This window comes from Actinomyces sp., from assembly GCF_030530635.1.
Lineage (GTDB): Bacteria > Actinomycetota > Actinomycetes > Actinomycetales > Actinomycetaceae > Actinomyces.
Window position 1 is genome coordinate 1 of record NZ_JAUMUL010000023.1, and the last position, 15,120, is coordinate 15,120.

The window sequence follows — 15,120 nt, forward strand, 5'->3', positions numbered from 1 at the left end:
CAACTACCGAACTCGGCACGTAACTTCTACCGAACTCGGCACTCGCGCCACTGAGCCGCACAAGCCAACCACCACCCGGCGAACCGCCACACTCTCAAATACCAAGCGCCGGGAATCTGGCGTCAGCGGATCATCAGTCAAGGTGCTGAGATGAAACAGAACACTCGGGGAGAGGCCGTGGGTACCTCGCGGGAGTGCAGCGCTTCGGTGCGCCGTCCTCCGCCAGGGGGGTGGGTAGCAAGCTGTGTATACGGATGTCTGCCACAACACGAGGCTAGCGCGCGTGCACCTCGGTTCGGAACCGATAGTCGACTGGTCAGCGCCTGGCCGCGTAATCGAGCTGGCGCTCATAGGCGAGCAGTCGACGGCGCTCAATCAGCATGATTGCACTCAGCACTATCAGCACCGCTGTCAGCGCCACCACGACCGTGGCCACCACAGGCAGTGAGGCAAATGCCCAGCTATTCCCGGAGGTGGCGGTTCCCGAACCGCCATCCGCCGCGGCCATAGGTGCCGTTGCCTTGGCCTCGGGCGAGGGCTGGGCGAATCCTGCAGTGGTCTCACTGTCGGCCACATGCGGACGGGGCGGGTTCGCCTGCGACTCACCACCGATAATGGTCACGTCTGCGACGGTGAAGTACGGGCTCTTGTTCGTGTAGTCCAGGGTACGCACCGTATTGGTCGGTATGTCCTCGCCCGCCGTCACACGAAAACGCAGCCAGTGAGTGCCCTTGGCCACGTAGGACGGCAGTTCGACCGCGCCGGAGTGGGTGCCGTCTTCACCTACGGTGAGTTTATCGACCACGCCGGACTCACCACCGGGAGCCAGGTCGCCGTCGTCGATGAGGATCTCCACGGTGGCTCCCTGCGGAAAGCCCGACAGTGTGTAAGTCAGCGTTCCGCCGACGGCGATCGTCGATGGGCTGACGGTGGAGGCCGTGCCAGTAGTCGAGTTGCCCAAGAGCTGGTCGGCCTGCGCTGCGGCCATGGGGAACAGGAGGGCGAGCACCGCGAGCAGCGTAGCAAGCAGGCACCGCAGGAGTGCGCCTTCACGTTGCGACAGCACTGCTGCGCCAGTTATGTGATCGCCGTCACTCCGCGGCGTTCGAATCCGCGACGGTTGTGGCACGCCTCCTCCTCTCGTTACGCGTCTGTAACGAGCATACACGTTATCGGCGCCGATTTCGCGCGTGTGAGCCATTCAATGTGGGACGAGCCAGCACGAAGAACGAGACGCCACCGAGTATCAGCAGCAGTCCGGCACCGACAAGCTTCCAGCCGTCGGCACCCAACGGACTGCTGGACGCCAACGCATCGCCGGTTATCAGTGTAATGCCCGTTGCGTCGGCACCGGAACTCGCCGCCTGTGCGATCTCCAGTTGCGCCCATCCGAGCAACCGCGAATTGCGGTCGCCGACGGCGATCTTGTAGCTGCCCGGCTCGAGGGGAGAGATGTCAATCGAAACCGAGTTGCCGGAGTCGACCTGAACCCAGCCGGGGGTGGTGGCGCCGGGGAACACGAATACGGCGACCCACTCTCCAGATGCCACCTTCGCGGACGGGAACATCAACGTGATGACCGCGCCCTGCCGGGTACCCGAGAGGGACCCGGCGTTGTCGGGGCCAAGCTCACCGGCGTCCTTGACGGGTGACGTCGGGGCATGCTCGGGCCGCCCAGCGGCGTCACCCCCAGTCTGCGTGGAGTCGATGTCCTGCTGGGTCGGAGACTCGGCCTGCTGCGTGGCTGGGGCCTGCGTAAGCTGAGAGTCACCGTTGCTCGGGTCCCGCACGATCAGCGGGTCAACATCTACGCCCTCGTTGAGGGCTTCAAATGGGGTCGGGATGGGCCCAGGCTGTTGGCCATCGGATGTGGGTGCGGCCGTCGGCGACTCGGGCGAGGGGGAGGTCGGAACCGCCTCAGTAGGCGTGATGGTTGCCGTTGGCTGGGCGGTGGGCTCCGGAGTCTGCGGGGCTTCGGTCGCCGGATCACTCGGATCGTCTCCGGGCGACGGTGCCGGAGTGGGTTCAGGGGCGCCGGTCCCAGGTGGGGTAGGGGACGCCGGCGTTGTCGCGGGAGCGGCTGAGGTGACCGAAGGGGACGGTGACGGTTCCGGTTCAGCGGACGGCTGCGCCGACGGTGTTGAAGAAGGTGCAGCGCTTGGTTGCGTAGACGGCGCGGGGGCGCCACTGCCTTCCGAGATCGTCACCGATACCGCCCCGGTCTCACCGCCAGTCGGGGTGGCGGAGATGGTGGAGCCCCGAACCAGGTTCACGCCCGCGGCGGCAAACGCTGCCTCGGTTACCGTGAACCGGGTGCCTGCGAAGCGCGCCCTGACCACCACCGCTTTGGCATTCCCCTCGGCGTCGGCCACGTTAAGAAGAACGTTGAAGCTGCCGCCGATGTTGGTGCTGCGATCGAATGCCCAGCCAGTTCCGGTCAGGAGCCCTTGTGAGTAACTCAGCGTGGAGCCGGCGGTCGCCTCGGGCAACCGCACGTCCATGGTCATGACGTCGACCAACTGCCAGTTGTCAGCTCCCGACAACCGCCACTCGATGGTGTAGGTCCCCACGTGCGGCAACATCGCCTGCGTGAATGGCCACAGTGGCAGCGAGTACTCCGAGCGCCCATTGGTGAAGGCGGGGTAGATCGTGGCCGACTGCGCGGAGCCCCGTTCATCGACGATTCGCACCTGCACGGCGGTGTTGACCGTTCCGTCGGATCCCAGCGGTCGTCCAGCGTCATCCTTCCACCCGGAGAACGTCAGCAGCGGGCGGTCGGTACTGGAGGAGGACACATAGGTTGCGCCGGGATTCTTCACGGCAACCGACTGGTTCTCGGTCCGTGCCGTGACGGCCGTGTGGGCGGAAGTCGCCGTTGGCTCGGCGGACGCCGTGGGCCCCGCGGTCGTCTCGACAACCGGCCCGGGAGTGACGGCGGCCTTCGCGCCACCGGTCTCCGAGGCGCCGGCAGCACCTGACTCGTCTCCGTCCGTGGCCCCAGCGTCCTCATGACCATCGACCGGAGTATCAACCGGAGAGCCCGGATCGGATCGATCCGGTACGGTCACGACGTCCGTAATCTCCACCATACGCCCTGCCGAGTGCGAAGCCGACGGTGTGGCAACCGCAAGCGCCTCGGGCGCCAGGCGACCGACCGCCGCAAGGGCGCCCCCACCTGCGGAGGAGATGAGGACGATGCCCACAACGGTAGGCAATACAAGTGCGGCCCGCAGAGCTGGTCTGCGTGCCGCTCGGGAGGCCTTGGCGTGGCGCGGGGATTGGGTCATCGATTCTTAACTCGTCTGTCAGCCTTCTCAGGATTGCCTGGGTGCGCGCCGGTGGCTCCGACGCCTTTCGATGGTATCGTCGAAATTGCCTGGGTGGCACTGAAATGTCGGCAGCGTGGGCGGACTCACCTGCTCCGAGCCCCCGTTGCCGGTCTTTCCGACCGCCTTGCTGACCGCCCGCAATCCCCGCCATCGCAAGGAATACTTTAACCTGCACGCGGTCGCCACGCCCGCTCCAACACCGTAGGTCTCACTATCGTTTCGAAGATCTCAATACGGGTCGTCTGCACTGAGTTGACTCAGTGGACGAGGTTGACTCAGTAAACGAGATCGGATTCACGTGTGATCTGCTGCGCGACCCGACCAATGGCTCTGGCGCCGACACGTCATGCGAGTACCATGGGATTCGGAGTGATCCGTGCTGTGAGCCCCGTTCGCGGCTCGTTCTGCCGCCAGACCTGTGCGACATCGAGCGTGACCCAGTGAGTGAAGTGCGTGAAGCCCGAGAGCCCCCGTAAGTGTCGAATCTGACCGGGTGCCGGGTGACTGTGGTGGGTGCGGCGCGGCAAGAGCGGCGGCCGTCCGGTCTCCCCCACACTCCGCGACCGGTTCCACCAAGCGGAACCAGATACGGGAAAAGACGATGACAGCCACCCCGACTGGCGCCTCTGCGCCCTTCGGCACTCCTGATGAGACCACACTCGGCTCGGCCCTGGGCATAGACGACCTGTTCAGCGCCGAGATCACCGGCACCACCGAAGCGATCGCCGCGAAAGAGGCGCCCGCGGACGATGACTCAACCTCCGCCGACTCAACCGACGCGACCGAGGACGACGTGGCCGCCCCCCACAACGCCGCCCCCGACGCCCCAAAGCCCGACTCGCCGCAGACGGCCGACTACTTCGCCACCCCAGCGTCTTCGGACTCCCCGGAGGACCCCGAGGACCTGGAGCATGAGGAAGAGGCCGACGACGTCGACCTGAACCTGCCGGAGTCCGACCCCGAAGTACCCGAGCCGGACGCTGAGTCCAAGGCCTTCACCGATGTGGCTGACCAGGGCCCAGCAAGGCCCGAAGCCACGACCTTCGACGATCTGGGGCTGCCCGCGGACCTGCTCAAGGCCGTCAAGGACATGGGCTTCACCACCCCCACCCCGATTCAACGCGAGGCGATCCCGGTGCTGCTGTCCGGCCGCGACGTGGTCGGCATCGCACAGACCGGCACCGGGAAGACGGCTGCTTTCGGACTGCCACTGCTCGACGCCGTCGACGCCCACGACGGGGCAGTGCAGGCACTGGTACTCGCGCCCACACGCGAGCTGGCACTCCAAAGCGCGGAGGCCATCACCGACATGGCTAGTCGGTCTCGCGGCCTCGACGTGGTCGCCGTTTACGGAGGCGCTCCTTATGGCCCTCAGATCGGCGCACTCAAAGACGGCGCCCAGGTGGTTGTGGGCACGCCTGGACGCATCATCGACCTGATCGAGAAGGGCGCGCTGTCACTCGAGGAGGTCAAGTTCTTTGTCCTGGACGAGGCCGATGAGATGCTGCGCATGGGATTCGCGGAGGACGTAGAGACAATTGCGGCCTCCCTGCCCTCCCCTCGCCGCACCGCCCTGTTCTCCGCCACCATGCCGCCCGCCATTCAGGCGGTCGCCCGCCAGCACCTGGACGATCCGGTTCGTGTAGAGGTCTCCCGACAGGCATCCACGGTGGACACCGTCCACCAGACCTACGCGGTGGTGCCCTTCCGGCACAAGATTGGGGCGGCCGCACGGGTGCTGTCCGTGACGGACGCCGAGGCCGCCCTGGTGTTCGTCCGCACCAAGTCAACGGCCGAGGATGTCGCGATCGAGTTGGCAGGCCGCGGCATTCAGGCCGCCGCCATCTCTGGTGACGTGCCGCAGCGCGAGCGCGAGCGCTTGGTCGAGCGTCTGCGCGCCGGCACGCTTGACGTGCTGGTGGCCACGGATGTCGCCGCCCGCGGTTTGGATGTGGACCGCATCGGGCTGGTGGTCAACTTCGATGTGCCTCGCGAGGCAGAGGCCTACGTGCACCGTATCGGCCGTACCGGGCGTGCCGGCCGCCACGGCGAGGCCGTAACCTTCCTGACTCCGAAGGAGAAGGGCAAACTCCGTCAGATCGAGCGCCTGACCGGCACCCGCCTGGAGGAGATCACCCTCCCCTCCCCCGCTGACGTATCCGAACACCGCGCGGGCAAGTTGCTGGAACGCGCTGCCGCCCGGCGTGAACGCGGCCGCCTGGAAATGTACGACCGACTGGTGTCCGCCAAGAGCGAGGAGCTCGGGATCGGTGCCGATGAACTCGCCGCCACCCTGCTGGCACTCGCCGTCGGTGATGAGGGACCCCGCCGTCGGAACGAGGGCGAACGCCCTCGCCGCGGCAACCGGGAGGAGCACCTCGATGAGGACGGCACCTTCGTGTCGGCCTCCTTCGAGGGTGGCCGGGACGAGCGCCGCGGTCGCCGCGCGGAGCGTATCGACGGCAAGCCCGGTGCATCCCGAGGCGGTCGTCGCCGTTACGAGGACGGCAGCGGCACCGTCTACCGGATCGAGGTCGGCCACCGGGACCGCGTGCTGCCGGGGGCGATCGTCGGCGCCCTGGCTAATGAAGGCGCGATCTCCGGCTCCGACATCGGCAAGATCGACATTCTGCAGTCCTTCTCCCTGGTGGAAATCCACACTCCACTGGATGAGGAGCAGTTGGAGCGCATGCGGCACGCCACCTTCGCCGGGCGGGAGCTGCGGATTCGTTTGGACGAGGGACCGGGTTCCGGCTCCTGGGACGATCAGCGCGGCCGCCGTACCGGAGGATTCCGCGGTGGCCGGAACAACGACCGCGGTTCGCGACGTTATGAACGCGGCGGCTTCAAGCGGCGCTTCGATCGCGACAACCGTCGTAGTGACAGCAACGACAGGAATGGACGCTGGGGTAGCCGCGGCCACAAGAGCGGCTTCCGGGGTAACCGCGACGGACGCTGATGCTTCAGCCTCTAACCAGGCCGCTGAGGGGAGGATGACCAGATGATTCCGGCCATATACCTGCTGGCGGTGGTGGTGTGCGGCTTCGCCGCCACCCTAATGCGCCTACCGCCACTGGTCGGGTTCCTGGCGGCCGGCTTCATCCTGGGCTCCTCCCCTTTACCGCATCTGGCATTCGTCGAGGTGCTCGGCGACCTCGGGGTGGCGGTACTCCTGTTCACCATCGGGCTGAAGCTCGATCTGCGGGTGCTGCGCCGCAGGGAGGTCGCCGGCACCGCCGTCATCGTCATGGTGGTGCTGACCGTCCTCGGGACGGGGCTGGTGACGGCCCTACTCGCACTTGGCCTGGAGCTGGGGACTTCGACTACGGCCGGCGTCGCCTCGGCGGGCTTCGCGCTCTCCTTCTCATCCACGGTGGTGGTGGTCAAGCTCCTGGAGGATCGCGACGATTCGAACTCCCTGTATGGGCGCATCGCCATCGGCGTGCTGGTCCTGCAGGACATCGCCGCGGTCGTCTACATGACTGCGACCTCGGGTAGTCTTCCCAGCCCGTGGGCGGGCGCCTTGGTGCTGCTGTGGCCGTTATCTCGGCTGCTGGGCGGGGTGTTGGATCGGATTGACCACCGGGAGATGCGTGCCCTGTTCGGCATGTCCATGGCATTGCTGCCCGGCTATCTGCTGTTCGACCTGGCCGGGATCGACGGCGATCTCGGTGCGCTCATCATGGGGGCGCTGTTTGCCTCCCACCCCGCTGCCAAAGAACTATCCGGAGCGCTGTTCACGATCAAGGAATTGCTGCTGGTGGGGTTCTTCGTCACCATCGGTCTGGGCGGAGTCCCCGGCAGCGCCGCCTTCGTCCTGGCGGGCGCGCTGCTGGTGCTGCTGCCGTTGCGTTCACTGATCTACACCGCGGTGGTGCGAGCCCTGGGGATGCGTAGCCGTACCTCGGTGCTGACAGGCATGGCGCTGACGGCATACAGTGAGTTCGCTCTGATCGTCGTCGACACCGCCACCGACCATGGACTGCTCGGCGAGGACTGGCCGGCAGCGATCTCTCTCGCCCTGGCACTGTCCTTTGTGGTCTCGGCGATCGTCAACCACAAGCCCGCCGCGCTGGTGGAGTGGATGTCCGAGCTCCTCCCCCGCCGTCCGGCCAGTTCGCTGCATCCCGATGAGCAGCCGCTGCAGCTCGACGGCGTGTGCACGGTCGTCTTCGGCATGGGCCGGGCCGGGCGGTCGACCTACACCCGCCTGTACGCCGACGGCGAGGCGGGCGTGCTCGGTATCGACAATGACGCTACCAAGGTGGAGGAACTGGCGCGGCAGGGCTTCAACGTCATTGAGGCCGACGCCACCGACCGGCAATTCTGGGAGCGGCTGGAGGCCGTGCACGTGTCAAAGGTGGTACTGGCCATGTCCGAGCCGGGAGCCAACGTGCATGTGCTGGAGTGGCTGGGGCGTAACGATTTCGACGGGCGCATCCTGGCCATAGCCCGTTACGACGACGAGGCCGTCGCCATGCGCGCCGCGGGCGTGGATGCCGTGATCAACCTTTATGAGGGCGCCGGTGAGGCCCTGGCCCGTGCAGCCGAGTCCCTCGATTCCGAGGATGTATCCAGCCGTACCGGCGCCACTACCGAAAGTGAACCCGCCACTGGATGAACCACCCCACTGCCGACCGCTAAGCAACCACAGGAAGGATTCATGACAGCCGCAGCCGCCTACCTCCTGACTGTCGTCCTGCTCGGCTTCGCCGCCGCTCTCCTCCGTCTGCCACCCCTCGTGGGATATATCGCCGCGGGGTTTCTACTGGGGGCCACGGATCTGCCCCAGCTCGAGTGGATCAGCACAGTCGGAGATCTGGGAGCAGCGCTGCTGTTGTTCTCCATCGGCCTGGATCTCCACCCGCGTTCACTCTCGCGCCGAGTCATTTCCGGCACGGCCGCCATAACCATGGTCGCCCTCACCGCGCTGAACGCGCTGGTGATCGGTTTGCTCGTAATCGTCGTCGGGGTGAGCGTCGGCCACACGGACGGGTGGGGGGCGGCGCTAGTACTCGGCTTCGCCCTGGCCTCCTCGTCCACGATTGTGATTATGAAGATCCTTGAGGAACGTGACGACGGTTCCGCACACTACGGACGCATCGCCGTCGGAACCTCCATTCTGCAAGACACCGTCTCTATCGTTCTACTCATCTTCATCTCCGGACGAGCCCCGAGCCCCTGGGCGCTCACGCTCGTGCTCCTGTGGCCCGCGAAGCACTTGGCCGGCTGGGTTCTCACACGAATCTCACACCGGGAGATGTACACGCTATTCGGCATCACCGTAGCACTCCTGCCAGGCTACGAGCTCTTCGAAATCGTCGGTCTTCCCGGCACCCTCGGCTCGTTAGTTGTAGGTGCCCTGCTTGCCCAGCACACAAGCGCACTTGACCTGGCCGAATCCTTCCGCCCCGTACAGGAACTCTTCCTCGTCGCCTTCTTCGTATCCGTCGGTGCCTCCGGCCTGCCGGGGACAGGCGCGCTCGTCATGGGGCTCGCACTCCTCGCCCTTGTACCGCTGCGCTCGGCTATCTATACAGCCGTACTGTGGACGATGCGCCTACGGCACCGCAGTTCCGTGCTCACGGGACTGGCCGTCGGCTCATACTCCGAGCTCGCGCTCGTCGTTGCCGGTGTTGGGGTCAGCCAAGGGATACTCGGCTCCGAATGGCTTCAGGCACTGTCCATCGGCGTCGCCGGTTCCTTCGTACTGGTCAGCGTCGTGAACCAAAGAGCCGGGCGCCTCGTCCAGGCGATCTCCCATGCGCTGCCCGACCATCGGGCTGATGCGTTGCACCCCGCCGAGGCCCCGGTCGACTTAAGCGGTGTTGAGGTCGTCGTCTTCGGCATGGGAAGGGTTGGACGCAGCACCTACCGCCGACTCGTCTCCCGGATTCCTCGTCGCGACGAGAACGCCCCGTCTCCCGTACTAGGCGTCGATTCAGATGCGGACAAGGTCGAACGTCTGGCCGCGATGGGAATCAATATCATTGAGGGCGACGCCACTGACACCGACTTCTGGCTGCGCCTGGGCGCTGGGGAGGCGCGTACCGCGGTGCTCGCCATGGCGGAGCCGGGAGCGAACCTGAAGGTGCTCGACTGGATCGAGCGTCACAACTTTGCCGGCGAGGTAGTTGCCGTAGCCCGTTTTGACGACGAGGCGATCGAAATGCACCAGCGAGGCGTCGACACCATCATCAATGTGTACCAGGGCGTCGGCGCCGCCCTTGCGGACGCCGTGACGATTCCACCGGGACCGGTGAGTGCGGGCCTTGGTGAACGACCCTGATAGTGCCCGAGTCGGGATCCCGCGGAATCCCACAGGGTCACACAGGGGCACGCATCACTCCATGCAGCCATCACTCCATGCAGCGCGCAATCACGACACCGCCTTGTGGGCTGACGGCGTCCGCAGACGCGGGGCGAGATCGGCCTCGTCCTTGGGAACCCAGGAGCCGGCGTTAGCCGAGACCTGCTCGCCGGAGCGTATGTCCTTGACCGAATCGGGTTCGCCGTCGGCGCCGGGGAACCAGACGAAGGGGATGGAGCGCTTATCCGCGAAGCGAATCTGCTTGCCGTACTTAGCCGCTGTAGGCGACACGTCCGTGGCGATGCCGCGGGCGCGCAGTACATCGGCAATGGCGTCAGACGCACCGCGGTGCGCCTCATCGGTGACTGCGACCAACACCGCGGTGGGCACTGCGCGCGTCACCTCCAGCATCCCGCCGCCGATCACCCGGGCGAGCAGCCGCGACAACCCGATGGAGATACCCACTCCCGGGAAAGTGCGCTTGCCGTCGGAGGCGAGCGAGTCGTAACGGCCACCGGAGCACACCGAGCCCAGATCCTCGTGGCCGGTCATGAACGACTCGTAAACGGTGCCGGTGTAGTAGTCCAAACCGCGGGCGATCTTAAGGTCGGCGATGATGGCGCCGGGGCGCCGTCGGCCCGCGGCACGCAGCAGCTGCCCCAGCTCCTCCAACCCCTGCTCCAACAGCGCGGCAGGTGCAGCGCCGTCGAGAGCTGTCAGAACCTCGGCACGCACCTGCTCGGGGTCGGTACCCGTGATACGGGCCAGCCGCAGCGCAGCCTCGGCCTGCGCCTCGGTCACACCGACGCCGTCGACCAGCTCCGTGGCAATCCGGCCAGCGCCGATCTTGTCGAGCTTGTCTACCACGCGCAGCACCTCGGGGAGCCGCTCCTCGGCGATTCCGAGAGACTGGTAGAAGCCCTGGGCCACCTTCCGGTTGGATACGTGAATAGTCACGGCCGGGATCGGCAGCGCCGAGAGTGCCTCGTGCATGATCAGGGGCATCTCGACGTCGTGGTACAGGGGCAGGGAGCCATCACCGACGACGTCGATGTCCGCCTGCACGAACTCGCGGAAACGACCCTCCTGGGGCCGCTCACCGCGCCAGACCTTCTGGATCTGGTAACGCTTGAACGGGAAGTGCAGGGTGCCGGCATTGTCCACCACGTAGCGGGCAAAAGGTACCGTCAGATCGAAGTGGAGCCCGAGCTGCTTAGCGGTGTCGGCGGCCCCCTCACCGGGATCCGCCTGCAGGCGAGACAGCAGATAAACCTCCTTGCTGGTCTCGCCCTTGCGGGTCAGCTCGGACAGCGGCTCCACGGCACGCGTCTCGATCCCGCTGAACCCGTGCAGTTCGAAGGTGCGCCGCAGCGTGTCGATGAACTCCTGCTCGATGATGCGGGCGGCGGGGAGCCACTCGGGGAAGCCGGAGAGGGAGGACTGCGCCTGTCGGACCTGTGCTGGAGCCATGGGCCGCATTGTGTCATGCCGCCTACCCGGGACGGTCATCGCTCACTCGTAGTGAGTCCAAATGCGCAGGATCAAGACCGTATGTGTATCGGGATCAACCTCGCCGGCCAATGCTGGACCTTCATGCGTCGAAAGTAGTAGCCGGCCAGGTCCCCCAGGAGCATCTCGTCGCGTGGCGGACTGGCACTTACGCACCGGTCACCCTGGGTTGTGCGCCGTGCCCGCCCCGACCGGTGCTTACGCACCGGTCTCGCCGCCGCGCACCTTGGCCTCGGCCAGGTAGGGGTTGGCACGGTGCTCATGCGCCATGGTCGTGGCGGCACCATGGCCGGGCAGCAGCACCGTATCGGGATCCACGGCACTGGCCAGCAGCCGCAGCGTCGCCCACATCTGATACTGGTCCCCACCAGGCAGATCGGTGCGCCCCACACTGCCCTTGAAGATCACGTCCCCGTCCAGCGCCACCAGGTAGTCCCGCGCCGGAATGTCAGTCGGATCGTCCAGGACCTCCGCTTCGAACAGCAGCTGGTTGTCACCCAAGTGAGCGTTGAGGAAGAACAAGGTGGACCCCTCCGAATGCCCGGGTGCGGGCACGGCCCGCAGAGGCAGACCGGGGACTAGCTCGACGGCCGCGGTGAAGCCCTCCTGTGGGAAGGGACGCAAATCCACCGGGCGCAGCCACTGGCTGCCGGCCAGGTCGGCGAAGGACATGCCGTCCACCGAGATACCGGTCGTGGCGGCCGGGTCCTCGAGCCGGTACAGGTCAGGCCCGGGGATGTAGACCGGGACGCGCGTCGGATCCCCTGTCCCGGGCGGGCCAACAGCAAGACGTCCTTCAGTCACGGCCGCATCAATCAGCCGTTGCACGTCCCAGACGTGGTCGGCGTGACCGTGGGTGAGCAGCACGGCGCCGAGCGAGAGGTTGTTGGAGCGCAGCAGGGCCATGGCCCCGCGAGCCGCACCGGCGCCCGGATCAACGACCAGAGCAACGCCGCCCGGCTCGGCGGCCAGGACGTAGCAGTTGGCCCCGAATACAGCTGCGAGGGTGCGCTCGATGAGCATGGCGGCATAGTAGTCGAGCAGAGTTCCAGCGGGTTGTCCGCTCCCAGGCGATTCGCGGTCGACCCCAACGGTTCCGCCCCGCCCGGTCGACGGGTAGGCTCTAACCCAACTGCCGCCCTCCGGCGGCGTGTCGTCGTCCGACCCCGTGTCGGACGTGAACGGAACGGAGCGGAACGGAATCGCCCGCCCCCACCCCGTCAGATCCGTGAAGGAGCGCAATGACCGAGCAGACGCAGCCCCAGGCCGACGCCACCACCCCGGTGGAACCCACGGCCGCCACCGGGCAGGCTGCTACCAAGACCACGCCGACGAACCCTGAAGCCGTCGAGCAGGAACGCCACGAAACCGACCAGCCCACCGTGACCGATACCGCGGAGCAGGCAGACTCCCAGGAGCAGCCTCCCGCGGAGAACCAGGTCGGGGGCCAGGCACCGGCAGCGGCCGACACCCCGGCCGCACAGAATGATGCTACAGCCGACGCCGAATCCGCGGAATCTACCGCACAGTCCTCCGAACCGGCCTCCGGTGCGGACGGCCAACAGCCCGCAGAGGCCACCGAACCCGCGCCGTCGGAACAGTCCTCTTCGGCGCAGGCGCCGCGCGAGGCGTCCGCGCCGGCAGAGCCTCAGGTCGATCCCGAGGCCGCCATGGATGCGGCCAAGTGGGGCCGCGTGGACGGCGAAGGCCGGGTCTATGTGCAGGAGGGCGACTCGGAGCGCGAAGTGGGCCAGTTCCCGGGCGTACCGATCGCCGAGGCCATGGCCTACTACGTGCGCCGCTACCTCGATTTGAGTGCGAACATCGACCTGTTCGCGGCCCGGCTGCCGCACCTGTCGGTCCGCGAAATCGACTCCACCATCAAGAACCTTGAAGAGTCCCTCAAGGAACCGGCCGCCGTCGGCGACCTGGAGGCCCTACGCGCCCGGTTCACGGCATTGAAGTCCGTGGCGCTGGAACGCCGCCAGGCAGTCGCGGCAGAGCGTGCCGCCGCCAAGGAGCAGGCCCTGAAGGACCGCACTGCGATCGTGGAGCGTGCCGAGGCTCTGGCCGCGCAGGATCCGGCGCGTACCCAGTGGAAGGCATCCGGCGCCGAGCTGCGGACCCTTTTGGAACAGTGGAAGGAGGCCCAGCGTCGCGGACCGCGCCTGGACCGCCCCTCCGAGGACGGTCTGTGGAAGCGCTTCAGCCACGCCCGCACCACCTTCGACCGTCACCGGCGCCAGTACTTCAGCGAGTTGGACGCCAAACAGGCCAAGGTGAAGGCTGCCAAGGAGGCCTTGATAAAACGGGCCGAGGAGCTGTCGCATTCGACGGACTGGGCGGGCACCTCCGCCCGTTACCGCGAACTCATGGCCGAGTGGAAGAAGGCCGGACGCGCCTCCCGCAAGGAGGATGACGCCCTATGGGAGCGCTTCCACGCCGCCCAGCAGGTCTTCTACGATGCTCGTCGTGCCAAGGACCAGGCAGCCGATGCCGAGTACGCCGGTAACCTGAAGGTCAAGGAACAACTGGCGGCCAAGGCCGAGGCGCTGTTGCCGATCAAGGATCCGAAGGCAGCGCGAAAGGCCCTGCGCCCCATTCAGGAGGCGTGGGACGAGGCCGGTCGCGTGCCCCGCAACGCCGTAAGGCGCCTGGAGTCCCGTATGCGCGCCGTCGAGGATGCGCTGCGGAGGGCCGAGCAGGCCGAGTGGCGGCGTTCCGACCCGGAGACCATGGCACGCGCACAGGGATTGGCCAGCCAGCTGGAGGAGTCCATCACCGAACTTGAGACCGAACTGGACGCCGCCAAGGCCTCCGGCGACGCCAAGGCACAGGCACAGGCCGAGGCCGCACTGACCGCTCGTCGTGCCTGGCTGGACCAGGTACGACGCACCACGCGCGCCTGAACCGCATATCGCGTGTCCTGAAGTACGGCGGGGGTCCCCACTTTCTAGGTATCCGGGGGCCTCCGCCGTATTCGGCCCGTCGTCCTATGCGGTCACTTTGCGGCCGCACTCAGGTTGCGCCACGCACGGCGATGCAGCAGCACGCCGGCGGCCACCGACACATTCAGAGACTCCACTGCAGGATTCATCGGAATGCTGACTGTCGCCTGAGCCAAAGCACGGGCCCGGGGCGTCAGCCCGCTGGTCTCGGCGCCCACTATGAGGGCGAGCCGCCCCTCCCAGGCGGCCAGTCGGTCCAGCGAACCCGTGGCACCTGCGTCCAGGGCGGCTACATGACCACCTGAGCGGACGAAGTCGGCCGCTAGGGCGTGCACCTGCGGCCAGTCCATCAGCGCGACCGGCAGTGAGAACACGTATCCTCGGCTTGCCCGGATAAGGCGGCGGTCCGCGACTGAGGCCAGCCCCGAGTCCACCAGCACGATACCGGCAGCGCCGAAGGCGTAGGCACTGCGAGCGATCGCTCCGATATTCCCAACGATGCGCACCCCGTCAAGGATGAGCAGGTCGCCATCCCCGGCGACCAACTGCGCCGGATCGACCGGGGCGGGCACACGGGCCACTCCGAACACCTCCGGGCGCTTGTCAGAGCGGAACAGCTCAGTTGCCAGAGACGCGGCCATGACAGTGACGGGGACACCCTGCTTGGCGCATTCGTCGAGCACCTCCTGAGGCGGTTCAGCCGAGTCGAGCAGGTAAACGGAACTGAAGCGCAGGCCGGCCCGCAGCGCATTCAGCAGCGTCTCGGGGTCCTCAACAAGTAGCGACTTGCTGGGGCGTCCGGACACCTTGGCCAGGTCGGCGATCCTCTGGGCCGCCGGTGCGGCTCTGTCGGTAAGAACATCGCTCCCGCAGGTGCCCTCATTTTCATCCGCAGTCGTTATCCCGGGCATCGTCACATCCTTCCTGGTCGTCGATCCGTGTGCGGCGAGTCTATGCCGCATCGGGGTTATCCACAGGCTCTGGCCCGGCACTGGCGGACCCGCCTGGATGCGGGCGAGGATGA

9 protein-coding genes are annotated in these 15,120 nt (G+C 66.7%); 4 read left to right on the forward strand and 5 right to left on the reverse strand.

Annotated elements, in window-relative coordinates:
• Window positions 1-316 precede the first annotated feature (316 nt).
• Both Q4A20_RS07145 and Q4A20_RS07150 read right to left on the reverse strand, forming a co-directional pair.
• On the reverse strand, window positions 317-1,009 hold the full coding sequence (locus Q4A20_RS07145; protein WP_303121763.1) for a hypothetical protein: 693 nt from the start codon (window positions 1,007-1,009) through the stop codon (window positions 317-319).
• Between the two features lie 160 nt (window positions 1,010-1,169).
• Window positions 1,170-3,287 (reverse strand): hypothetical protein, encoded by a 2,118-nt coding sequence (locus Q4A20_RS07150; RefSeq protein WP_303121765.1) that lies wholly within the window; start codon window positions 3,285-3,287, stop codon window positions 1,170-1,172.
• A gap of 643 nt (window positions 3,288-3,930) precedes the next feature.
• On the opposite strand from Q4A20_RS07150, the gene Q4A20_RS07155 reads away from it, so the two are divergent.
• From Q4A20_RS07155 to Q4A20_RS07165, 3 genes are read left to right on the forward strand one after another with little or no spacing between them, the layout of a single operon-like run.
• Window positions 3,931-6,288 carry a DEAD/DEAH box helicase gene (locus Q4A20_RS07155; RefSeq protein WP_303121767.1) on the forward strand — a complete coding sequence of 786 codons (2,358 nt, stop codon included), beginning with the start codon at window positions 3,931-3,933 and terminating at the stop codon, window positions 6,286-6,288.
• A 42-nt stretch (window positions 6,289-6,330) separates the two neighbouring features.
• Window positions 6,331-7,950, forward strand: coding sequence for a cation:proton antiporter family protein (locus Q4A20_RS07160; protein WP_303121769.1), 1,620 nt, complete (start codon window positions 6,331-6,333; stop codon window positions 7,948-7,950).
• A 42-nt stretch (window positions 7,951-7,992) separates the two neighbouring features.
• Window positions 7,993-9,618 carry a cation:proton antiporter family protein gene (locus Q4A20_RS07165; RefSeq protein WP_303121771.1) on the forward strand — a complete coding sequence of 542 codons (1,626 nt, stop codon included), beginning with the start codon at window positions 7,993-7,995 and terminating at the stop codon, window positions 9,616-9,618.
• A gap of 90 nt (window positions 9,619-9,708) precedes the next feature.
• Here Q4A20_RS07165 and hisS read toward each other — a convergent pair whose 3' ends face one another.
• Both hisS and Q4A20_RS07175 read right to left on the reverse strand, forming a co-directional pair.
• Window positions 9,709-11,118: a histidine--tRNA ligase gene (hisS, locus tag Q4A20_RS07170; protein WP_303121773.1), complete on the reverse strand. Its 1,410-nt coding sequence runs from the start codon at window positions 11,116-11,118 to the stop codon at window positions 9,709-9,711.
• A gap of 228 nt (window positions 11,119-11,346) precedes the next feature.
• The gene (locus tag Q4A20_RS07175) at window positions 11,347-12,171 is read right to left on the reverse strand and encodes an MBL fold metallo-hydrolase (RefSeq protein ID WP_303121775.1); all 825 of its coding nucleotides are present in this window, start codon (window positions 12,169-12,171) and stop codon (window positions 11,347-11,349) included.
• Window positions 12,172-12,389: 218 nt separating this feature from the next.
• Between Q4A20_RS07175 and Q4A20_RS07180 the strand changes: the two genes are divergently transcribed.
• A complete protein-coding gene (locus Q4A20_RS07180) occupies window positions 12,390-14,057 on the forward strand; it encodes a DUF349 domain-containing protein (protein WP_303121777.1) in 1,668 nt (555 codons plus the stop codon).
• Window positions 14,058-14,149: 92 nt separating this feature from the next.
• Here the strand turns inward: Q4A20_RS07180 and Q4A20_RS07185 are convergent, their stop codons facing one another.
• Complete coding sequence (locus Q4A20_RS07185) at window positions 14,150-15,007, reverse strand: RNA methyltransferase (protein WP_303121779.1); 858 nt, start codon at window positions 15,005-15,007, stop codon at window positions 14,150-14,152.
• Window positions 15,008-15,120: the final 113 nt, after the last annotated feature.

Excerpts from the sequence above, each read along its gene's own strand:
- Q4A20_RS07150 (WP_303121765.1), bottom strand. The coding sequence starts at position 3,287 with ATGACCCAATCCCCGCGCCACGCCAAGGCCTCCCGAGCGGCACGCAGA.
- Q4A20_RS07155 (WP_303121767.1), top strand. The coding sequence starts at position 3,931 with ATGACAGCCACCCCGACTGGCGCCTCTGCGCCCTTCGGCACTCCTGAT.
- Q4A20_RS07160 (WP_303121769.1), top strand. The coding sequence starts at position 6,331 with ATGATTCCGGCCATATACCTGCTGGCGGTGGTGGTGTGCGGCTTCGCC.
- Q4A20_RS07165 (WP_303121771.1), top strand. The coding sequence starts at position 7,993 with ATGACAGCCGCAGCCGCCTACCTCCTGACTGTCGTCCTGCTCGGCTTC.
- hisS (WP_303121773.1), bottom strand. The coding sequence starts at position 11,118 with ATGCGGCCCATGGCTCCAGCACAGGTCCGACAGGCGCAGTCCTCCCTC.
- Q4A20_RS07175 (WP_303121775.1), bottom strand. The coding sequence starts at position 12,171 with ATGCTCATCGAGCGCACCCTCGCAGCTGTATTCGGGGCCAACTGCTAC.
- Q4A20_RS07180 (WP_303121777.1), top strand. The coding sequence starts at position 12,390 with ATGACCGAGCAGACGCAGCCCCAGGCCGACGCCACCACCCCGGTGGAA.
- Q4A20_RS07185 (WP_303121779.1), bottom strand. The coding sequence starts at position 15,007 with ATGCCCGGGATAACGACTGCGGATGAAAATGAGGGCACCTGCGGGAGC.